Genomic DNA, 18,388 nt, shown 5'->3' with positions numbered 1-18,388 from the left:
GCAGGGTCAACACCCTGCGAATCTTTCAACAGATCAAAGACGATCTTCAGGAGTGGTTCACCGTGTACACGATCGAGATGGCCTACGCACACATGCGACAGCTCCAGGAGCTGGCCAACCGATCCCGCACCGACCAGCCGTCCGCCGCCCACCGCGTGGACAAGACCCGCAAGCCGCGCAGCGCCAAGAAGCGCTAGTCACCGCCGCCTGCCCCCTCGGGAGCACGGGAGCCACCGAGCTCCCCCTCCCACCTGCGGTACAGCACGTGCGGCACACCCGCCGCGTCGAGCACCCGCCCCGCGACGAAGTCCACCAGATCCTGGATGTGCGTCGCACCCGCGTAGAACGCCGGAGAGGCGGGCAGCACCACTGCGCCCGCCTCGTCCAGCGCCACCAGGTGTTTCAGGGTCTGCCCGCTCAGCGGGGTCTCCCGCACCGCGACCACCAGCCGGCGCCGCTCCTTGAGCGTCACGCTCGCGACCCGCTGGAGCAGGTCCTTCGACAGCCCGAGCGCCACCCCGGCCACACAGGCCGTCGACGCCGGCACGATCAGCATCCCCTTCACCGGGTACGAACCCGAGCTCGGCCCGGCCGCCAGGTCGCCGGCCGCCCAGTGACGGACGTCGTCCAGCACCGGCGCCGCGAACGTGCCCGGCTTCCCGTCCGCCCCGCGCTCCAGCCACCGGGCCAGGTCGTCGCGCCAGTGCGCGTCACGGAAGGCGATGCCGGTCTCGTCCAGGAGGGTGAGCCGGGAGGCCCTGCTCACCACCAGGTCCACGCTTTCCCCCGCTGCCAGCAGCCCGCGGATCACCGCCGCCGCGTACGGCGTCCCGGACGCCCCGGAAACCCCGACCACCCACGGGGTGCGATTGCGCTCAGTCATACCTCCGAGACTATCCGGCCACACCGGAAGGGCACTGGGTAAGGTGACCCGACGTTTCAAGGGGTGGGACGCACGACGCACGAGGGGGGCGGGCCGCCATGGCGGAAGCACACGTCGAGGAGTGGAGCCGTACGCAGCGGGCCAAGGCGGCCGGCCTGCTGATGCTGGGGTGGGTGGGGCTGCTCTGGCTGATAGAAGCGGTCGACCACGCCACCGGGAACGCGCTGGACGAGTACGGCATCGTGGCCCGGGAGCCCGAGAGCCTCCTGCGGTCCCCGCTGGCCGCGTTCCTGCACTTCGGCTTCGACCACGTCGCCGCCAACAGCGTCCCGCTGCTGGTCTTCGGCTTCGTCGCCGCGCTCGGCGGCATCCGCCGCTTCCTCGCCGTCAGCGCCATCATCATCGTCGCCGACGGCATCGGCACCTGGCTGATCTCGGAGTCGGACAGCATCACCACCGGCGCCTCCGGCCTCGTCTTCGGCCTCTTCGGCTACCTCGTCGTGCGGGGCTTCGTCGAGCGCAAGGTCCTGGGCGTCGTGGTGGGCGTGGCGATCGGCCTCTACTGGGGCGCCGGCATCTTCTACGGCCTCCTGCCCTCCGACGACGGGATCAGCTGGCAGGGCCACCTCTGCGGCCTCGCGGCCGGCGTGGTCACGGCCCTCTTCTTCCGCCGGCCGAAGCCCACCACCGCCCTCACCCTCTAGAACCTCACCCTCTAGAAGGTCAGCCCCCGCACGACCAGGTCCAGCAGCGCGCACACGAACAGGGCCATCCCGATGAACCCGTTGACCGTGAAGAAGGCGCGGTTCAGGCGGGACAGGTCGTGCGGCTTGACGATGGTGTGCTCGTAGAGGAACGCACCGACCACGATCACCAGGCCGGCCCAGAACAGCACGCCCGCCTCCGTCAGCACGCCGTACCAGGCCAGCAGCCCGGTGGTCACCACGTGCGCGCCCCGGGCGCCCCACAGGGCCGCCGGGATGCCGAAGCGGGCCGGGACCGAGCGGACGCCCTCGGCCCGGTCGGCCGCCACGTCCTGGCAGCCGAAGATCAGGTCGAAGCCGCCGATCCACACGCCGACGGCGAGCCCCAGCACGACCGCGTCCCACGACCACTCGCCCGTGACGGCCAGCCAGGCGCCGACGGGGCCCATCGCCTGGGCGAGGCCCAGGATGGCGTGCGGGAAGTCCGTGAACCGCTTCCCGTACGGGTACACCACCATCGGCACCACGGCGACCGGCGCCAGCATCAGGCACAGCGGGTTCAGCAGCGCCGCCGAGCCGAGAAAGACGACGAGCGCGATCCCGGCGCCGGTCCAGGCGGAACGCACCGACACCGCGCCGGTGACGAGCTCGCGCCCGGCGGTGCGCGGGTTCCGGGAGTCGATCTCCCGGTCGATGATCCGGTTGGCCGCCATCGCGAAGGTCCGCAGCCCGACCATGCAGATGGTCACGAGCAGCAGCGTCCCCCAGTGCACGGTCCCGTCGAGCTGGAACATCGCGGTGAAGGCGGCGATGTAGGCGAACGGCAGCGCGAAGACCGAGTGCTCGATCATCACGAGTCGCAGGAAGGCCTTCACCTTGCCGTTCGTGCGGGGCGCGGGCCCGGGTTCGAGGACCCCCTCGGCGGCCGACGTCATCCGAGGGACCTCCGGAACTGTTCGAGTTCGACGCGCAGGTCGGCGAGGGCGGTGGGGCCGATCTCGATCTCCAGCGGGGGCGTGCCCTCCGACGGCGGCGGGACGACGGACGCCAGGAAGGCGAAGCCCTCGCCGGCGGGACGGCCGCTGAGGCGCAGCACGTCGTGCGCGGCCACGGTCAGCACGACCGTGAACTCGGCGTCCGGGTCGGCGGTCGCGGCGAGCAGGCTGCCCGCGAAGGCGTCGGCGTCGGCGGTGGACAGCTCGTTGAGGGCGATCTCGCGGCCCTCCCCGTCCGTCCGGTCGGCGATCAACTGCCACAGGTCGGACGGCCCCGCGAACTCCTCGGGGGTCACTCCGGCGCGCTCGGCCGCCTCCCGGACGCCCGGCTGCGCCGGGTCGATCTCGGGGCGGACCAGCGCGACGCAGGGCGTGTCGGTTCCGATGAAGAGGGCGGGTCCGCCCACGGCGATGGGACTCACAGTCCGTACTCCTTCCAGCGGCGGTCCACGAGGGCCGCCGTCGCGGGGTCGGACTCCACCATGTCGGGCCAGCCGCCGTCGCGCGTGTAACCCTCCTCCGGGAGTTTCTTCGTGGCGTCGATGCCCGCCTTGCCGCCCCAGAACTGCTGGTACGAGGCGTGGTCCAGATGGTCCACCGGCCCCTCGACCACCGTCAGGTCGCGCGCGTAGTCCGTGTTGCCCAGCGCCCGCCAGGACACTTCGTGCAGGTCGTGGACGTCGCAGTCCTTGTCCACCACGATGATCAGCTTGGTCAGCGACATCATGTGGGCGCCCCAGATGGCGTGCATGACCTTCTGCGCGTGCTTCGGGTACTTCTTGTCGATCGAGACGATCGCGCAGTTGTGGAAGCCGCCCGACTCCGGCAGGTGGTAGTCCACGATGTCCGGCACGATGATCTTCAGGAGCGGCAGGAAGAACCGTTCGGTGGCCCGCCCCAGCGGTCCGTCCTCGGTCGGCGGCCGGCCGACCACGATCGACTGGATCAGCGGACGCTTGCGCATCGTCACGCAGTCGATCTTCAGCGCGGGGAAGGGCTCCTGCGGGGTGTAGAAGCCGGTGTGGTCACCGAAGGGGCCCTCGGGGAGCATCTCCCCCGGCTCCAGCCAGCCCTCGATGACGACCTCGGCGTTGGCCGGGACCTGGAGCGGGACCGTCTTGCAGTCGACCATCTCGATCCGCTTGCCCGCGACGAACCCGGCGAAGAGGTACTCGTCGATGTCGCCGGGCAGCGGGGCGGTGGAGGCGTAGGTGACGGCCGGCGGGCAGCCGAAGGCGATGGCGACGGGCAGCCGCTCGCCCTTCGCCGCGGCGACGGCGTAGTGGTTGCGGCTGTCCTTGTGGATCTGCCAGTGCATGCCGATGGTGCGCTTGTCGTGCCGCTGGAGGCGGTAGAGGCCGAGGTTGCGCACGCCCGTCTCGGGGTGCTTGGTGTGCGTGAGGCCGAGGTTGAAGAAGTCCCCGCCGTCCTTGGGCCAGGTGAACAGCGCCGGGAGCTGGTCGAGGTCGACGTCGTCGCCGGTGAGGACGACCTCCTGGACGGGCGCGGAGTCGCCCTTCACCTTCTTCGGCGGGACGTGCACCATCGAGCCGAGCTTGCCGAAGGCCTCGCGGACGCCGATGAAGCCCTGCGGGAGTTCGGGCTTGAGCAGCCCGCCGATCTTCTCGCTGATCTCCGCGTACGACTTCAGGCCGAGGGCCTTCAGCAGGCGTCGGTCGGTCCCGAAGACGTTCATGGCGAGCGGCATCGCCGAGCCCTTGACGTTCTCGAAGAGCAGCGCGGGACCCCCCGCCTTGTTCACTCTGTCGACGATCTCCCCGACCTCCAGGTACGGGTCGACTTCGGCCTTGATGCGCTTGAGGTCGCCCTCTCGCTCCAGAGCCCGGAGCAGCGAGCGGAGATCGTCGTAAGCCATGGGGCCCAGTATCCGTCACCCTCTACCCTGGAAGCGTCACCGGGGCCCCGCGCGGTCCCGCCGCCACTGCTCGGGAGTCGGTCCCACACCGTGCTGCGCCTTCTGCCCTTCCTGCTTCTCCTCGCACTGACCATCTACGCCTTCGTCGACTGCCTGAACACCCCGGAGGAAGAGGTCAAGGTCCTCCCCAAGGGGGTCTGGGTGATCATCATCCTGCTGTTCTCGATCGTCGGCCCGGTGGTCTGGCTCTGGGCGGGCAAGAAGCGCTCCGCGGTGGGCGGCGGTGGCGGCCGACCCCGCCGGAACCAGTGGGTCGCCCCCGACGACAACCCGGACTTCCTCAAGTCGCTGCGCGACGAGCAGGAGAAGAAGGACGAGGCGCAGCGCGAGGGCGAGGACCGCGACGGTGGGCACGACCGCGACAAGGACACGGACACTGACACGGGCACGGACAAGGACAAGGACTAGCGTCGATCCGGGAACTCGCGCGCGGGACGCGCTCGTTGACGGGGTACCGGTGTGCGCCGCATGTGACGCAAAGATGATTGAACGCGTTCAAGTCGGCTGACAGAATGGCCCCATGCCACTGCCACGGGCCCCGCAGCACGGCGGGCCTCGGATCATCGACACGGCCCTGCGCAATCTCCTCGCGTACGGCGTGCTCGTCGCCGCCCTGCTCGCCATGACGGGCTGGAACCCGCAGCGCTCCTCCCCCGGCCCCGTCCCCGCCGTCTATGACGCCCGCCTCTCCGAGATCGTCGGCACCTGGCGCTGCGTCGACGGCACCGTGGTGGTCTTCCACTCCGGAGGAACCGCCTCCGTCACCCTCCTCGACGGCCAGGAACGCGACTACGCGGCGGGCTGGCGGCTCTCCGGCCCGGCCACCTGGACGCTCACCGACGACCAGCCGGCCGGCCGCAACCTCGGCCAGCACCTGCGCCTGGACCTGCCCGCCGCCACCGGCACCGCGACCCGCAGCAACACGGTCACGCGGACGCCCGGCCGCTACTCCTGGACCTTCGAGCTCCGCCGCGACGAACGCCGGACCCTGGAGCTCTACTTCTTCCTCGGCCCCGCACAGGGGAACGGCGCCTACGTCCTGGAGAAGGACGCCTGAGCGCAGCCGGCCCCGGGCCCGCGAAAAGGCCCCGCCGCCCGCCCGACGTGGTCGGGGCGGGCGGCGGGGCCTCCTTCGGGAATCGCGGCGGGTGGGATCCGCCGGTCAGACGCCCGCGTACGAGTGCTTGCCGCTGAGCAGGATGTTCACGCCGTAGTAGTTCCAGATCCAGCAGGCGAAGGCGAACAGCGCGAGGTAGGCGGCCTTGCGGCCCTTCCAGCCCGCCGTGGCGCGCGCGTGCAGGTAGCAGGCGTACGCGACCCACGTCACGAACGACCAGACCTCCTTGGGGTCCCAGCCCCAGTAGCGGCCCCACGCGTCGCCCGCCCAGATCGCGCCCGCGACGATGGTGAACGTCCACAGCGGGAAGACCGCCGCGTTGATGCGGTACGAGAACTTGTCGAGCGAGGCCGAGGAGGGCAACCGCTCCATCACCGAGGTGCGGAAACGACCCGGCGTGCGGCCCGCCTCCAGGTGGCTCTCGTAGCTGTCGCGGAAGAGGTAGAGCACCGCGCCGGCCGCACCGATGTAGAAGACGGCGCCGCAGAAGATGGCGGTGGAGACGTGGATCCACAGCCAGTACGAGTCCAGGGCCGGCACCAGCTGGTCGCTGTCGGTGTACAGCACCTTGACCGCGATGCCGAGGTCGAGCAGGACGGTCGTGACCAGGATCAGACCGAGCCAGCGGACGTTCTTCTTCAGCGCGAGCAGCAGCAGGTACGCGCCGACGGCCACCGTGGAGAAGGTGATCGAGAACTCGTACATGTTGCCCCAGGGCGCCCGCTGCACCGACAGCGCGCGGGCGACCACGCCGGCCGCCTCGATGAGGAAGCCCAGCGCCGTCAGGGAGACCGCGACCCGCCCGTACAGGTCGCCCTGCTCGTCGCCACCGGCGGCGCCCGGACCGTCCGGCACGTCGCGCGAGCCGGTGGCGGAGCGGGTGATGACCTTCGGCTTGTCGAGGACGGCCGTGCCCCCCTTGCCGCGCACCTGCACGGCGGGCGCCTCGGCGGCCTGCGACGCGGTCAGCGCGGCGGCCGTACGGGCCACCTTGCTGCGGCTGCCGAAGGTCCATTCGAGAATGTGCGCGAGGAAGGCGAGCGTGTAGACCGCCATCGACGAATAGATCAGATAGTTGCTGATCTGCGCCAGGTTCTCATTGGCTGCGACTGCGAGCGGCGTCATCCGCGCTCCCCTTCAACGTTTTCCTTGACAGGTTGTCCGGGCGCCGAGGGCGCCTGCTGGTGGAGGGCGGCGGAGAGCACCGCGAGCTCCTCCGGGAGCCTGGCGGACTCGCTGCGGCCGAGTCCCGCCATCTCGACGACGGTGACGCCGTCCTTGCCGGTCACCGCCCGGACCCAGATCCGGCGGCGCTGGATGAACAGTGAGGCGGCCAGACCGCCGATGGCGACGATCGCGCCCGCGAGGGCGAGGCCGTTGGCGGGCTGCTGGGTGACCGAGAAGGTCGCCCACCGCTCGATGCCCTCGAACTTCACGGTGCCCGCGCCGTCCGGCAGGGTCATCGTCTCGCCGGGCAGCAGCCGCTTCTTGAAGAGCTCGCCCTGCTCGTCCTTGAACTCCTTCATCTTCGAGGTGTTCAGCTGGTACACGTTCTGCGGCAGGCCCGAGTCCACGCCGAGGCTGCCGTGGTAGGCGCTGAGCGCGAGCACCGGGAAGTCCAGGGCGGGGAACTGCGAGAGCATCGTGCCCTTGCCCTCGCCCGCGAAGGTCGGCACGAACATGGCGTTGAAGCCGAGCTGCTCCTGCTTGCCGTCCTTGTCCTTGTAGCCGTCGGTGACCTTGACGGCGCCCGAGGAGCTGAGGTTGGCGTCGAAGGGCAGCATCGGCACGGCGTCCTTGAAGATCACCTTGCCGTCGGGTCCGGTCACCGAGATGACCGGCGCGTAGCCGTGGCCGAGGAGGAAGACCTTGGAGCCGTCGATCTCCAGCGGCTTGTTGACCTCGATCTCGGTCTTGACCGGCTTGCCGTGCGCGCCCTCGCTGAAGGAGACGTACGCCTTGAAGTCGCGCGGCGTGCCCTTCTGCGGGCCGCTCGTCTCGTACGTCGCGTCGAACTTGTCCAGGGTGAACGAGAACGGCGGCAGGCTGTCGGGCGAGAAGAGGCCGCCGTACTTGAAGTCGTCGTACTGGGTCAGCGTGTTCGAGAAGCCCTTGCCGCGCAGGACGAGCTTGCCGCCCTCGGACTTGTAGAGCTGCCCGACCGCGAAGGCGACCAGCATGAAGATCAGGGCGATGTGGAAGGCCAGGTTCCCGGCCTCGCGGAGGTAGCCCTTCTCGGCGGCGACGGCCGTGCCGGCCGCGTCGGTACGGAAGCGCCGCCCTCCCAGGAGCGTCTTCGCCGAGGCGAGCACCTCCTCCGGGGACTTCTCCGTGCGCCACGTCGCGTACGCCGGCAGCCGGTCCAGGCGCCGGGGGGCGCCCGGCGGGCGGCCGCTGAGCTGGCCGATGAACTGCCAGGTGCGCGGCACGATGCAGCCGATGAGCGACACGAACAGCAGGATGTAGATCGCGGAGAACCACACCGAGCTGTAGACGTCGAACAGCTGGAGCTTCTCGGCGATCGGCACCCAGAACTCGTGCTTGTCCTTCCACTCGGCGACCTTCATCGCGTCGACCTGCGTCTGCGGGACGAGCGAGCCGGGGATCGAGCCGAGGGACAGCAGGAAGAGCAGGATCAGCGCCACCCGCATCGAGGTGAGCTGACGCCAGAACCAGCGGGCCCAGCCGAGCACGCCGATGCCGACGGGGGCGGACGGCGCGTCCTCCAGCGGGGCCGTGGACAGCTGCGCGCCCGCGGCGAGGTCGGTGGCGTCCGCGGCCGAGGTGTCGGGGGTCTCGGGGGTGTCCGCGGGGGCGGAGTCGTGGGGCGCCTCGCCGGGCGCCTTGTCGGTCGTACTCATGTCCGTGTAGTCCTCAGATCCCCACCGTGAAGCTCTCGCTCCAGCTCTGCATCTCCATGACGATGCTGCCCCACCATCCTGTGACGAGCAGGATTCCGGTGGCGACCAGCATGCCGCCGCCGATGCGCATCACCCACGCGTAGTGCTTCTTCACCCAGCCGAAGGCGCCGAGCGCCTTGCGGAAGGCGACCGCGGCGAGGATGAACGGTACGCCGAGTCCGAGGCAGAAGACGGTGGTCAGCAGCGCGCCCCGGCCGGCGCTCGCCTGCTCGAAGGCCAGGCTGTTGACGGCGGCGAAGGTCGGACCCATGCAGGGCGTCCAGCCGACGCCGAAGAGGACGCCGAGGACGGGCGCGCCGAGCAGTCCGGCGGCCGGCTTCTTATGGAAGCGGAACTCGCGCATCGTCAGACCGGGGATGAGCCCCATGAAGAACAGGCCGAGGACGATCACCAGGACGCCGAGCACCCGGGAGATCACGTCCTGGTGGGCCTGGAGGCTCTGGCCGAAGAACCCGAAGAGCGCGCCGGTGGAGACGAAGACGGCGGTGAAGCCGAGGACGAAGAGGGTGGCCCCGGCGACCATCCGGCCGCGCCGGGCGTCGGCGAGGTCCACCCCGCCGACGCCGGTGACGTACGACAGGTAGCCGGGGACCAGCGGCAGCACGCAGGGCGAGAAGAAGGACACCAGACCGCCGAACAGGGCGATCGGCAGGGCCGCCAGCAGGCCGCCGTTCAGGACCGTGGTGTTGACGCCGATCGGCTCGGCGGCCAGGAGGTACTCGACCACGAGGTCACTTCTCCGCGAGGAGCGGGTCGATCATCGAACGCAGCTGCTCCTCGTTGAGCGCGACGAGGGCGCGGGCCGCGATCCGGCCCTCCTTGTCGAGGACGATCGTGGAGGGGATGGCCTGCGGGTTGAGCGTGCCCTTGGGGAAGCGGAGCATCAGCTTGCCGTCCGGGTCGTAGAGGCTCGGGTAGGTGATCCCGTAGGTCTCCTCGAAGGAGGCCGCGTTCTGCTTGCTGTTGTCGCGGGTGTTGAGGCCGACGAAGGTGACGTCCTTGCCTCCGTCGGCCATCTCCTTCGAGACCTTCGCGAAGTACGGGGCCTCGGCGCGGCACGGCGGGCACCAGGAGCCCCAGACGTTGAGGACGACGACCTTGCCCTTGAGGGTGGTGGTGTCGAGGTTCTGGCCGGCGACCGTCTCGCCGTCGAGCTTGGGGGCTTCCTTGCGGTCGGCCCGGGCGACGGTGGAGATGCCGCTGGGGCCCGCCACGTAGTTGCCGCCGGCGGACCCGGAGGGCTTGCCGCCGTTGTCCCCGTCGCCGCACGCCGTCAGGGTCATGGCGCTCGCGAGGGCCACCGCGGTCAGCAGGACGGTGCGGCCGCTGGTCGAGCGGCGGCTACTTCGGCGGCGAAGGGCGCGGCTAAGGCTCATGTGAAAAGTTTCGCATGAGCGATTTGCGGATCTTCCGCACCCCCCGACGCGAAGTCAATGCGCTGGTCAGGTACGGGAGAGGTACGTGGACCAGCCACCGTCCGGCTGCTTGCCCGGTCCGAGGGCGTGCAATTTGGCCAGTACGGCCGGGTCCTGGACGTCCAACCAGTCGGTGAACTGCCGGAAGGATATGAGGCGTACATCCTTTTTGTCCGCGATGCCCTTGAGGGCCTCCTCGACGGCGTCCATGTAGATGCCACCGTTCCACTCCTCGAAGTGGTTGCCTATGAAGAGGGGTGCGCGGTTGGTCTCGTAGGCCCGCCGGAAGCCACCGAGGTAGGTGGCGGTGGCCTGGGAGCGCCAGCCCGGGTAGTTGGCCGGGGCGCCCTTCGTCGAGTTCTTCGACTGGTTGGCGAGGATGTTGTAGTCCATCGACAGCACGTCGAAGGAGTGCCCGGGGAAGGGCAACGACTGGAGCGGCAGGTCCCAGACCCCCTCCTTCTTCACCGGCCAGGTCTGCAGGCCGCCGGGCGAGCTGGCGTCGTAGCGCCAGCCGAGCTCGCGGGCGACGGGCAGCAGGGTGTCCCGGCCGAGCAGGCAGGGGGTACGGCCGCCCACCAGTTCCTTGCGGTAGTCGAAGGGCAGCGGTTCGAGCCCGGTGAAGCCGGTGTTGGTCCGCCAGCCGGTGACGAAGGACACGGCCTGGTCGATCTCGGTGCGCCAGTCGTCGGAGGTCCAGCGGGCCACGGAGCCGGGTCCGGCGCAGAAGTGCCCGTTGAAGTGGGTGCCGATCTCGTGCCCGTCGAGCCAGGCCTCGCGGACGTGGCCGAGGGTGGCGCGGATGTTCTCGTCCTTGAGGTAGCCGATGTCCGAGGCCCCGACGGGGTTGCGCGGCGGCTTGTAGAGGTGCTTCTTCGACTCGGGCAGCAGGTAGAGGCCGGAGAGGAAGAAGGTCATGGTCGCGTTGTGGTCGCGGGCGAGTTTGAGGAAGCGCGGGAAGAGGCCGTTGCCGACCTCGCCGGCGCCGTCCCAGCTGAAGACGACGAACTGCGGTGGCGTCTCGCCCGGCTGGAGCGGTACGGGCGCCGCCGGCTGCCGGGGCTGCCGCCCGGTGTCGGCGGTGGAGCCGTCACCGATCGGCTTGGCGTCGGGTTTCGCGGGGCCCCCGGTGGAGTCCGGCCCAGCGCCGCCCTGTCCGGATCCGCCACCACCGCCACCGCAGCCCGCGACGGCCGTCGCGGCGGCGGCAGCGCCGAGTCCGAGCAGTGTCCTTCGACTGAAGTCTCGTACGTCGCTCATGAACTGTCATATAAACGGACAATCCATGGGCGTCGACACCTCGCCCCGCCCGAGTGCACGGAACTTGCACGGAACTTGATCGAACCCATCCCGAACCATGGCGTCCTTTTGACCTTCACGCCGCAACCGGGGCCTGGGGGCGGGCGGGGAGGACGAGAGCCGTCCCCGGCCGTCCCCGGCCGGGCGACCGGGAGCCGGGCCGGCCGGGGGAACGAGCGCGCCCCCGGCCGAACGGGGATCAGGCCCCGAACGCCTTCGACTTGCCCTTCACCGGCTTCGCACCGGCCAACAGGTGCGCCGGAACCAGGTCCCGCGCCGGCTCGCTGTAACCCACCGACACCAACCGCTCGCCCTGGTACGTGAACGACGTCAGCGAGGCCAGCGTGCACTGCCGACGGCGCGGGTCGTGCCACAGCCGCCGCTTCTCCGCGAAACTGCGCACGATCCAGATCGGCAGCTGGTGGCTGACCGCCACCGCCTCGTGCCCGCGCGCGGCGTCCCGCGCGGCCTCGATCGCGCTCATCATCCGCACGACCTGCTCGACGTACGGCTCGCCCCAGGACGGCTTGAACGGGTTCGTCAGGTGCTTCCAGTTGCCCGGCTTGCGCAGCGCGCCGTCGCCGACGCCGAAGGTCTTGCCCTCGAAGACGTTGCCCGCCTCCAGCAGCCGGCCGTCGGTGGCCAGGTCCAGGCCGTGCGTCTTCGCGATCGGCATGGCCGTCTCCTGCGCCCGCTCCAGCGGGGAGGCCACCACATGGGTGATGTCCCGGTCCTGGAGGTGCTCGGCGACCCGGTCGGCCATCTCCCGGCCGAGCTCGGAGAGGTGGTAGCCGGCCCGGCGCCCGTAGAGGACGCCGTCCGGGTTGTGCACCTCGCCGTGCCGCATCAGGTGGACCACGGTCATCTCGCTCATGCGCCCGCCTCCGAGGTCGCCTCGGCGGCGGCACGGGCCGCGGCGGGCAGGGCGGCGGCGATGCGCTCGACCGCCCGCTCGTCGTGCGCCGTAGACACGAACCAGGACTCGAACGCCGACGGCGGCAGGTAGACGCCCTGCGCCAGCATCGAGTGGAAGAACCCGTTGAAGCGGAAGCTCTCCTGCTTCTTCGCGTCGTCGTAGTTGCGGACCTCGTTCTCCGTGAAGAACACGGAGAACATGTTGGAGGCCGTCTGCAGCCGGTGCGCCACGCCCTCCTTGGTCAGCGCGGCCGTCACCAGGCCCTGGATCTCCCGGGAGACCGCGTCGACCTTCTCGTACGCCGCCTCGTCCAGCAGCCGCAGCTGCGCGAGACCGGCGGCGGTGGCGATCGGGTTACCGGACAGCGTGCCCGCCTGGTAGACCGGGCCGGCGGGGGCCAGGTGGCCCATCACGTCGGCACGCCCGCCGAAGGCCGCCGCCGGGAAGCCGCCGCCCATGACCTTGCCGAAGGTCATCAGGTCGGGCTTGACGCCGTCGACGCCGTACCAGCCGGCGCGGGAGGTACGGAAGCCCGTCATCACCTCGTCGGAGATGTACAGCGCGCCGTTCTCCCGGCACAGGTCGGCCAGCCCCTGGTTGAAGCCCTCACCGGGGGTCACGACGCCCATGTTGCCGGGCGCCGCCTCGGTGATCACACAGGCGATCTCGCCCGGGTGCGCGGCGAACGCGGCCCGGACGGCCTCCAGGTCGTTGTACGGCAGCACGATCGTGTCGCCGGCCTGCGCGCCCGTCACGCCCGGGGTGTCCGGCAGCGCGAAGGTCGCGAGTCCGGAACCGGCGGCGGCCAGCAGGGCGTCCACGTGTCCGTGGTAGCAACCGGCGAACTTGACGATCTTGGCGCGGCCGGTGAACCCACGGGCCAGCCGGATCGCCGACATGGTCGCCTCGGTGCCGGACGACACCAGGCGCACCTGCTCGACGGGCTCGATGCGGGCGACGATCTCCTCGCCGAGGGCAACCTCGCCCTCACCGGGCGTCCCGAAGGAGGTGCCGCGGGCGACGGCGGCCTGGACGGCCTCGATCACCTGGGGGTGGGAGTGGCCGAGAATCATCGGTCCCCACGAGCAGACCAGGTCGACGTACTCACGCCCGTCGGCATCGGTCAGGTAGGGACCGGTACCGGACACCATGAACCGGGGCGTACCGCCCACGGCACGGAAGGCGCGGACCGGAGAGTTCACGCCGCCGGGGGTCACGAGGGACGCGCGCTCGAAGAGCGTCTGCGAAACTGGGGCTTCATACGGGTACGGGTAGCTCACACCAGCCATGGTCTCAGAGGCCGCGACAGACTTGCGGACGGGCGTTTCACCGCGCCGCCGCGGGGGAGGTCACTGCCATGATGATCAGGCTGCGTGGCGGGGGCCGCGGGGCCGGGGCAGGCAATACCAGTCGGGTGGAGATATGCAACGCGGTGGTGGACCGGGCGAGGGTACGGACGGCCTGGACCCGCAGCGCGCCCGCGATGCCCGCCGCCGAGGCAAGCACCGACGCCGCGGAGCGGAAGCCGCCGACCCCGTACCGGGCCCCACCCGCGATCCTGACGACGCCGGCGCGGACGGCCTCCCCCGGGGCCGCGGCATGGGAGTGACGTACAAGTACTTCGGCGCCCCCGACGGCGCGACCGCCGCCCGCGTCCCCGTGACGATGCGGCCGGAGGAGCTGGGCGGCGACGAGCTCGGCATGGGCGGCATGTTCACCAAGATCAAGCCGGAGACGGTCGCCGCCATGGTCCTGACCGGCATCGAGGGCATACCCCTGCACAAGGTGCCGCCGCTGGAGCTGGTCGTCCTCCATCCCGACTACGCGGTGGTCAAGCTCCCCATGACGGTCGTCGACCCGCTGCGCGGCGTGGGTGAGGAATCCGTCGGCGCGGCCGCCTTCATCTGGTCCACGGTCCCCGACCGCGGGGGCCCGCGCGACGCCTTCAACGTCTACCAGCTCCTGCACGAGTGGCAGGACTTCTCCCACCGCCTCCACGAAGCGGGCCACCAGCCTTACTGTCTCGTCTGGCCCTGACCCGCGCCGACCTCCCCGCGGTCCCCGCGTCCCGTCAAATCCCCGGGACTCCCCGCCGCGCGGTGCGTAGCGTGGGGGCATGGAGACACGCGTACGGCTGGAAGCCTGGGCCGCCGGGGACTTCTGGCTGCTGGAGCGCAAGAACGAACCCGCCATGACCGAGCACCTCGGGGGCCCCGAGTCACCGGAGAAGCTCGCCGACCGACACCGCCGCTACCAGGAGCTCTCCGCCCGGGAACCGGCCGCCGGGCGGATGTTCCGGGTGGTGCTGGAGGACACGGACGAGACCGTCGGGTCGATCGGCTTCTGGGAACGGGACTGGCGCGGCGAGCCGGTGTACGAGACCGGCTGGGCCGTCCTTCCCGAGTTCCAGGGCCGGGGGCTGGCGGTCACCGCCCTGGCGGAACTCGTCCGCCACGTCACCGCCCACGGCGACCGCCGCGCCCTGCACGCCTTCCCGGGCGTCGACCACCCGGCGTCCAACGCGGTCTGCCGGCGCGGCGGGTTCACCTGCCTGGGCCCGGTCGACTTCGAGTACCCGGCCGGCGTCCCGCACCCCGGCAACGACTGGCGCCTGGACCTGACACCGCCGGCCGCCTGAGCCGGCCGGCGCCGCCCTCGTCGGTCCTCGTCGGTCCTCGTCGGCGCTCGTCGGCGCTCGTCGGCGCTCGTCGGCCCTCGTCGGTCCGCTCGCTTTCAGCCGTTCCGCCGACGGACGCGGACCCGCGTAATCGGGCGGCGCGGGCCGGGACGGCAATGGCATGCTGACCCCGTGAACGGTCCCGGCATTCAGCTCACCCTCGCCCCCGAACTGCGCATCTTCGCCCCGCCCAGCCGGCGCGCGGAACGCGTACCGACCACCACCGACGGCGCGTCCAGCATCGGCCACGTCGTCGAGTCGGCGGGCGTCCCCCTCACCGAGGTCGGCCGGCTGCTCGTCGACGGCCACGAGGTACCCCTCTCGTACGTCCCCCGGGAGGGGGAGTCCGTCGAGGTGTTCGGCGTGGACCGCCCCCAGCAGGTCACCGGCGCCCCGCTGCGCTTCCTGCTCGACGTCCACCTCGGCACGCTCGCCCGCCGCCTGCGGCTGCTCGGCGTCGACGCCGCGTACGAGAACGAGGACATCGGCGACCCGGCCCTCGCCACCCGCTCCGCGGCCGAGCGGCGCGTCCTGCTGTCCCGCGACCGCGGGCTGCTGCGCCGCCGCGAGCTGTTCGCGGGGGCGTACGTCTACAGCGACAACCCGGACGAGCAACTGCGCGACGTCCTGGGCCGCTTCGCCCCCGCACTCACCCCCTGGACGCGCTGCACCGCCTGCAACGGCCCGCTGGAGGAGGCCGACAAGGACAGCGTCGGCGACCGTCTGGAGCACGGCACGCAGCGCTCGTACGACGTCTTCGCCCAGTGCGCCGCCTGCGACCGCGTCTACTGGCGCGGGGCCCACCACGCCCGTCTGGAACGCATCGTCGTCGACGCCGTGGCGGAGTTCGGCGGCGGCGCGGGGTAGTCGGGAGGGGCGACCCGACCGGCCCGGGGACGCACCGCCGCCCCCTCCGTTCCGTCCCCGCCGCCCCCGCCGCCCCCTCCGGCTCAGAACGCGTAGTCGTCGCCCGTGTCCAGGGCCAGCACCACGTGGTCGTCGTTCGTCCGGTTGCGGTCGGTCGCCCCGCCGTTCCACCAGGTGTCGATCCGCACGACCACCTCCGCCGGCCGCTCCCGCAGGTTCAGCAGAAGCCCGATGTGCCGCCCCCTGCCGTGCTCCGGCAGCGGGCCCGTCTCGCAGACCACCTCGCGCAGGCCGGCCCGCGCGCAGCCGCCGGCGAGGTGCTGCACGTCGGCGAGGTCCACCGACAGGCGGACCCGCAGGGTCGCGTTCGCCAGCGCCGAGGGACCCTCGTTCTCCGGGACCATCCACACCCGCAGCTGCCCCTGGGTCAGGGACACCCGCCCGTGGTAGGCCAGGTCGGCCTCCGGTCCCGCCCAGGCACCGGCCTGCCCGGCCCCGCCCAGCACCAACAGACCGGCCAACACCACACTCCGTACGGCACCACGACGCACCGCGACCACCTCCTCGCGCGGACGCTAGCCGGCGCACCCACCGCCCGATCGGACCATCACACGAACGAGGGCGAGCCCTCACCCATACGCCTGCGTAGGCTTCCCGCCATGCCGATCGCCCGCTCCGCGCTCCTCTTCGTCCTCGCCGCCGTCCTGGAGATCGGCGGCGCCTGGCTCGTCTGGCAGGGGGTGCGCGAGCACCGCGGCTGGGCCTGGATCGGCGCCGGCGTCATCGCCCTCGGCCTCTACGGATTCGTCGCCACCCTCCAGCCCGACGGCGACTTCGCCCGCGTCCTCGCCGCCTACGGCGGGGTCTTCGTCGCGGGGTCCCTGGCGTGGGGCATGGTCGCCGACGGCTACCGACCCGACCGATGGGACGTCACGGGCGCCCTCGTCTGCCTCGCCGGCATGGCCCTCATCATGTACGCGCCACGCAGTCACTGAGCGCCCGGCCACCCGACCCGCCGCCCCGGCCTATGCTGACGGAAATCGCCCGTACGAACGATCGAGGAGCCCCGCCCATGAGCACGGCCACCCGCACCGCCGTCATCACCGGCGCGAGCAGCGGAATCGGCGCGGCCACCGCCCGGCAGCTCGCCGCAGCCGGTTACCACGTCGTCCTCACCGCCCGCCGCAAGGACCGCATCGAGGCCCTCGCCGCCGAGCTCACCGCCGCGGGCCACGAGGCCACCGCCCACGCCCTCGACGTCACCGACCGGGGCGCCGTCGACGCCTTCGCCGTCCTCCTGGAGCGCTTCCCCTCCGTCGACGTCCTCGTCAACAACGCCGGCGGCGCCCTCGGCGCCGAGCCCGTCGCCACCGGCGACCCGGCCGACTGGCGCACGATGTACGAGGTCAACGTCATCGGCACGCTCCACGTGACCCAGGCCCTGCTCCCGGCACTCACCGCCTCGGGCGACGGCACGGTCGTCGTGCTCTCCTCCACCGCCGGCCACTCCACCTACGAGGGCGGCGCGGGCTACGTCGCCGCCAAGAACGGCGCCCGAGTCATCGCCGAGACCCTCCGCCTGGAGATCGTCGGCCAGCCGGTCCGCGTCATCGAGATCGCCCCCGGCATGGTCAAGACCGACGAGTTCGCCACCACCCGCTTCCGCGGCGACACCGAGAAGGCCGCCAAGGTCTACGCGGGCGTGGCCGAGCCCCTGTCCGCCGACGACGTGGCCGACACCATCACCTGGGCGGTGACCCGTCCCAGCCACGTCAACATCGACCTCCTGGTGGTCCGCCCCCGCGCCCAGGCCTCGAACACGAAGGTCCACCGGGAGCTGTAGGCCCCCTCGGGACCGGGCCGCTCGGACCGGCGGCCGGGACCGACCGGCCCCGTCCAACCGGCCCGGTCACACCGGCCCGGTCACACCGGCCCGGGGTCAGACCAACCCGGCCGACTTCAGGTGCGGCATGAGGGCCGCCGGCTTCAGCCCGGCGGCCTTCGCCGCGTCCAGGGCACGTTGGAGGTCGGCCGCCAGCGTCGGCGTGAAGTGCAGCAGCACGATGTCCCCCGCCTCCAGCCGCGGCGTCGGCGGCGTCTGCCCCCACGTCGTGAAGTCGTGCGTCCACGTGACCAGCGCCTTCACCCCGCACGCCTTCGCCGCGAGCCGCACGTCGTCGTTCACGGCCCCGTACGGCGGCCGCAACAGCTTCGGCGCCCTGCCGAAGGTCGCCTCCACCTGCTCCCCGGCCCCGCACACCTCGGCGTCCTTGCCGGCCGCATCGAGGGTGGTCAGGTCGGGGTGGTTGACCGTGTGGTTCTCCACGGTCGCCCGCCCCTGCCCGGCCGACGCGGTCAGCGCGGTGAAGTAGCCGGTGTCGTACGAGGTCGCGCCCGGCAGCAGGAACAGCGAGACCGGGACGCGCTTGTCCAGCAGGATCCGGGCGGCCTCCGGATCGTGGTTCCAGCCGTCGTCGATGGTGATGAAGACGACCTTCTCCTGGGTCGGAACGTGCGACACGACGGGCGGCAGCCCCACGGTGGCCTGGGACTGCCCGGCGGCTCCGAGGACGAGCGACAACGACGCGAGCGCGGCCAGAAGCACGCGGGATCTCCACATGCCGCACACCTTGGTCTAGACCAACTCTGGTCGTCAAG

General features: G+C 71.3%; 22 protein-coding genes. 9 read left to right on the top strand and 13 right to left on the bottom strand.

What is annotated here, in order from left to right:
- Positions 1–62 precede the first annotated feature (62 nt).
- Entirely contained in the window at positions 63–197 is a 135-nt protein-coding gene (locus tag NOD94_RS13650; protein ID WP_266947896.1) for a hypothetical protein, read from the top strand.
- Here the strand turns inward: NOD94_RS13650 and NOD94_RS13645 are convergent.
- Positions 194–883: a UbiX family flavin prenyltransferase gene (locus tag NOD94_RS13645; RefSeq protein WP_281206150.1), complete on the bottom strand. Its 690-nt coding sequence runs from the start codon at positions 881–883 to the stop codon at positions 194–196. The genes NOD94_RS13650 and NOD94_RS13645 overlap by 4 nt on opposite strands.
- Positions 884–981: 98 nt before the next feature.
- Here NOD94_RS13645 and NOD94_RS13640 point away from each other — a divergent pair, with 98 nt between their 5' ends.
- Positions 982–1,587, top strand: a complete 606-nt coding sequence (locus tag NOD94_RS13640; RefSeq protein ID WP_281206149.1) for a rhomboid family intramembrane serine protease — start codon at positions 982–984, stop codon at positions 1,585–1,587.
- Between the two features lie 11 nt (positions 1,588–1,598).
- Here NOD94_RS13640 and mqnP read toward each other — a convergent pair whose 3' ends face one another.
- The 3 genes from mqnP to NOD94_RS13625 are packed head-to-tail and all read right to left on the bottom strand — an operon-like array spanning position 1,599 to position 4,458.
- Entirely contained in the window at positions 1,599–2,522 is a 924-nt protein-coding gene (gene mqnP / locus NOD94_RS13635) for a menaquinone biosynthesis prenyltransferase MqnP (protein ID WP_281206148.1), read from the bottom strand.
- Entirely contained in the window at positions 2,519–3,004 is a 486-nt protein-coding gene (locus NOD94_RS13630) for a hypothetical protein (RefSeq protein WP_281206147.1), read from the bottom strand. Before NOD94_RS13630 ends, mqnP begins: the two co-directional genes overlap by 4 nt.
- Entirely contained in the window at positions 3,001–4,458 is a 1,458-nt protein-coding gene (locus NOD94_RS13625; protein WP_281206146.1) for a menaquinone biosynthesis decarboxylase, read from the bottom strand. Before NOD94_RS13625 ends, NOD94_RS13630 begins: the two co-directional genes overlap by 4 nt.
- A gap of 90 nt (positions 4,459–4,548) precedes the next feature.
- On the opposite strand from NOD94_RS13625, the gene NOD94_RS13620 reads away from it, so the two are divergent.
- Positions 4,549–4,926 (top strand): PLD nuclease N-terminal domain-containing protein, encoded by a 378-nt coding sequence (locus tag NOD94_RS13620; protein WP_281206145.1) that lies wholly within the window; start codon positions 4,549–4,551, stop codon positions 4,924–4,926.
- A gap of 112 nt (positions 4,927–5,038) precedes the next feature.
- Complete coding sequence (locus tag NOD94_RS13615) at positions 5,039–5,575, top strand: hypothetical protein (protein WP_281206144.1); 537 nt, start codon at positions 5,039–5,041, stop codon at positions 5,573–5,575.
- Between the two features lie 105 nt (positions 5,576–5,680).
- On the opposite strand, the gene ccsB is transcribed toward NOD94_RS13615, so the two are convergent.
- The 7 genes from ccsB to hemL all read right to left on the bottom strand — a co-directional run bounded on the left by ccsB (position 5,681) and on the right by hemL (position 13,475).
- Positions 5,681–6,760 carry a c-type cytochrome biogenesis protein CcsB gene (ccsB, locus tag NOD94_RS13610; RefSeq protein WP_281206143.1) on the bottom strand — a complete coding sequence of 360 codons (1,080 nt, stop codon included), beginning with the start codon at positions 6,758–6,760 and terminating at the stop codon, positions 5,681–5,683.
- Complete coding sequence (locus NOD94_RS13605; protein WP_281206142.1) at positions 6,757–8,496, bottom strand: cytochrome c biogenesis protein ResB; 1,740 nt, start codon at positions 8,494–8,496, stop codon at positions 6,757–6,759. The genes ccsB and NOD94_RS13605 overlap by 4 nt, the downstream gene beginning before the upstream one ends.
- A 13-nt stretch (positions 8,497–8,509) precedes the next feature.
- Entirely contained in the window at positions 8,510–9,283 is a 774-nt protein-coding gene (locus NOD94_RS13600) for a cytochrome c biogenesis protein CcdA (RefSeq protein ID WP_281206141.1), read from the bottom strand.
- A 4-nt stretch (positions 9,284–9,287) separates the two neighbouring features.
- Entirely contained in the window at positions 9,288–9,932 is a 645-nt protein-coding gene (locus NOD94_RS13595; protein ID WP_281206140.1) for a TlpA disulfide reductase family protein, read from the bottom strand.
- Positions 9,933–9,998: 66 nt separating this feature from the next.
- Positions 9,999–11,231, bottom strand: a complete 1,233-nt coding sequence (locus tag NOD94_RS13590) for a hypothetical protein (RefSeq protein WP_281206139.1) — start codon at positions 11,229–11,231, stop codon at positions 9,999–10,001.
- Between the two features lie 238 nt (positions 11,232–11,469).
- Positions 11,470–12,144: a histidine phosphatase family protein gene (locus NOD94_RS13585; protein WP_281206138.1), complete on the bottom strand. Its 675-nt coding sequence runs from the start codon at positions 12,142–12,144 to the stop codon at positions 11,470–11,472.
- Positions 12,141–13,475: a glutamate-1-semialdehyde 2,1-aminomutase gene (gene hemL, locus NOD94_RS13580; RefSeq protein WP_281206137.1), complete on the bottom strand. Its 1,335-nt coding sequence runs from the start codon at positions 13,473–13,475 to the stop codon at positions 12,141–12,143. The genes NOD94_RS13585 and hemL overlap by 4 nt, the downstream gene beginning before the upstream one ends.
- A gap of 133 nt (positions 13,476–13,608) precedes the next feature.
- On the opposite strand from hemL, the gene NOD94_RS13575 reads away from it, so the two are divergent.
- The 3 genes from NOD94_RS13575 to NOD94_RS13565 all read left to right on the top strand — a co-directional run bounded on the left by NOD94_RS13575 (position 13,609) and on the right by NOD94_RS13565 (position 15,730).
- Entirely contained in the window at positions 13,609–14,223 is a 615-nt protein-coding gene (locus NOD94_RS13575) for a hypothetical protein (protein WP_281206136.1), read from the top strand.
- 79 nt (positions 14,224–14,302) lie between these two features.
- A complete protein-coding gene (locus NOD94_RS13570; protein ID WP_281206135.1) occupies positions 14,303–14,824 on the top strand; it encodes a GNAT family N-acetyltransferase in 522 nt (173 codons plus the stop codon).
- A 171-nt stretch (positions 14,825–14,995) separates the two neighbouring features.
- Positions 14,996–15,730, top strand: coding sequence for a Mut7-C RNAse domain-containing protein (locus NOD94_RS13565; RefSeq protein ID WP_281206134.1), 735 nt, complete (start codon positions 14,996–14,998; stop codon positions 15,728–15,730).
- Positions 15,731–15,813: 83 nt separating this feature from the next.
- Here the strand turns inward: NOD94_RS13565 and NOD94_RS13560 are convergent, their stop codons facing one another.
- Positions 15,814–16,281 carry a hypothetical protein gene (locus tag NOD94_RS13560; protein ID WP_281206133.1) on the bottom strand — a complete coding sequence of 156 codons (468 nt, stop codon included), beginning with the start codon at positions 16,279–16,281 and terminating at the stop codon, positions 15,814–15,816.
- Between the two features lie 108 nt (positions 16,282–16,389).
- Here NOD94_RS13560 and NOD94_RS13555 point away from each other — a divergent pair, with 108 nt between their 5' ends.
- Both NOD94_RS13555 and NOD94_RS13550 read left to right on the top strand, forming a co-directional pair.
- Positions 16,390–16,725: a YnfA family protein gene (locus NOD94_RS13555; protein WP_281206132.1), complete on the top strand. Its 336-nt coding sequence runs from the start codon at positions 16,390–16,392 to the stop codon at positions 16,723–16,725.
- Between the two features lie 77 nt (positions 16,726–16,802).
- Entirely contained in the window at positions 16,803–17,573 is a 771-nt protein-coding gene (locus NOD94_RS13550) for an SDR family oxidoreductase (protein ID WP_281206131.1), read from the top strand.
- Between the two features lie 96 nt (positions 17,574–17,669).
- Here NOD94_RS13550 and NOD94_RS13545 read toward each other — a convergent pair whose 3' ends face one another.
- On the bottom strand, positions 17,670–18,350 hold the full coding sequence (locus tag NOD94_RS13545; RefSeq protein ID WP_281206130.1) for a polysaccharide deacetylase family protein: 681 nt from the start codon (positions 18,348–18,350) through the stop codon (positions 17,670–17,672).
- Positions 18,351–18,388 lie beyond the last annotated feature (38 nt).

It is taken from the genome of Streptomyces sp. Isolate_45 (assembly GCF_024721315.2).
Classification (GTDB): Bacteria; Actinomycetota; Actinomycetes; order Streptomycetales; family Streptomycetaceae; genus Streptomyces.
Note: the sequence above shows the minus strand (reverse complement) of the source record. Positions and strands in the feature narration are given on the sequence as shown.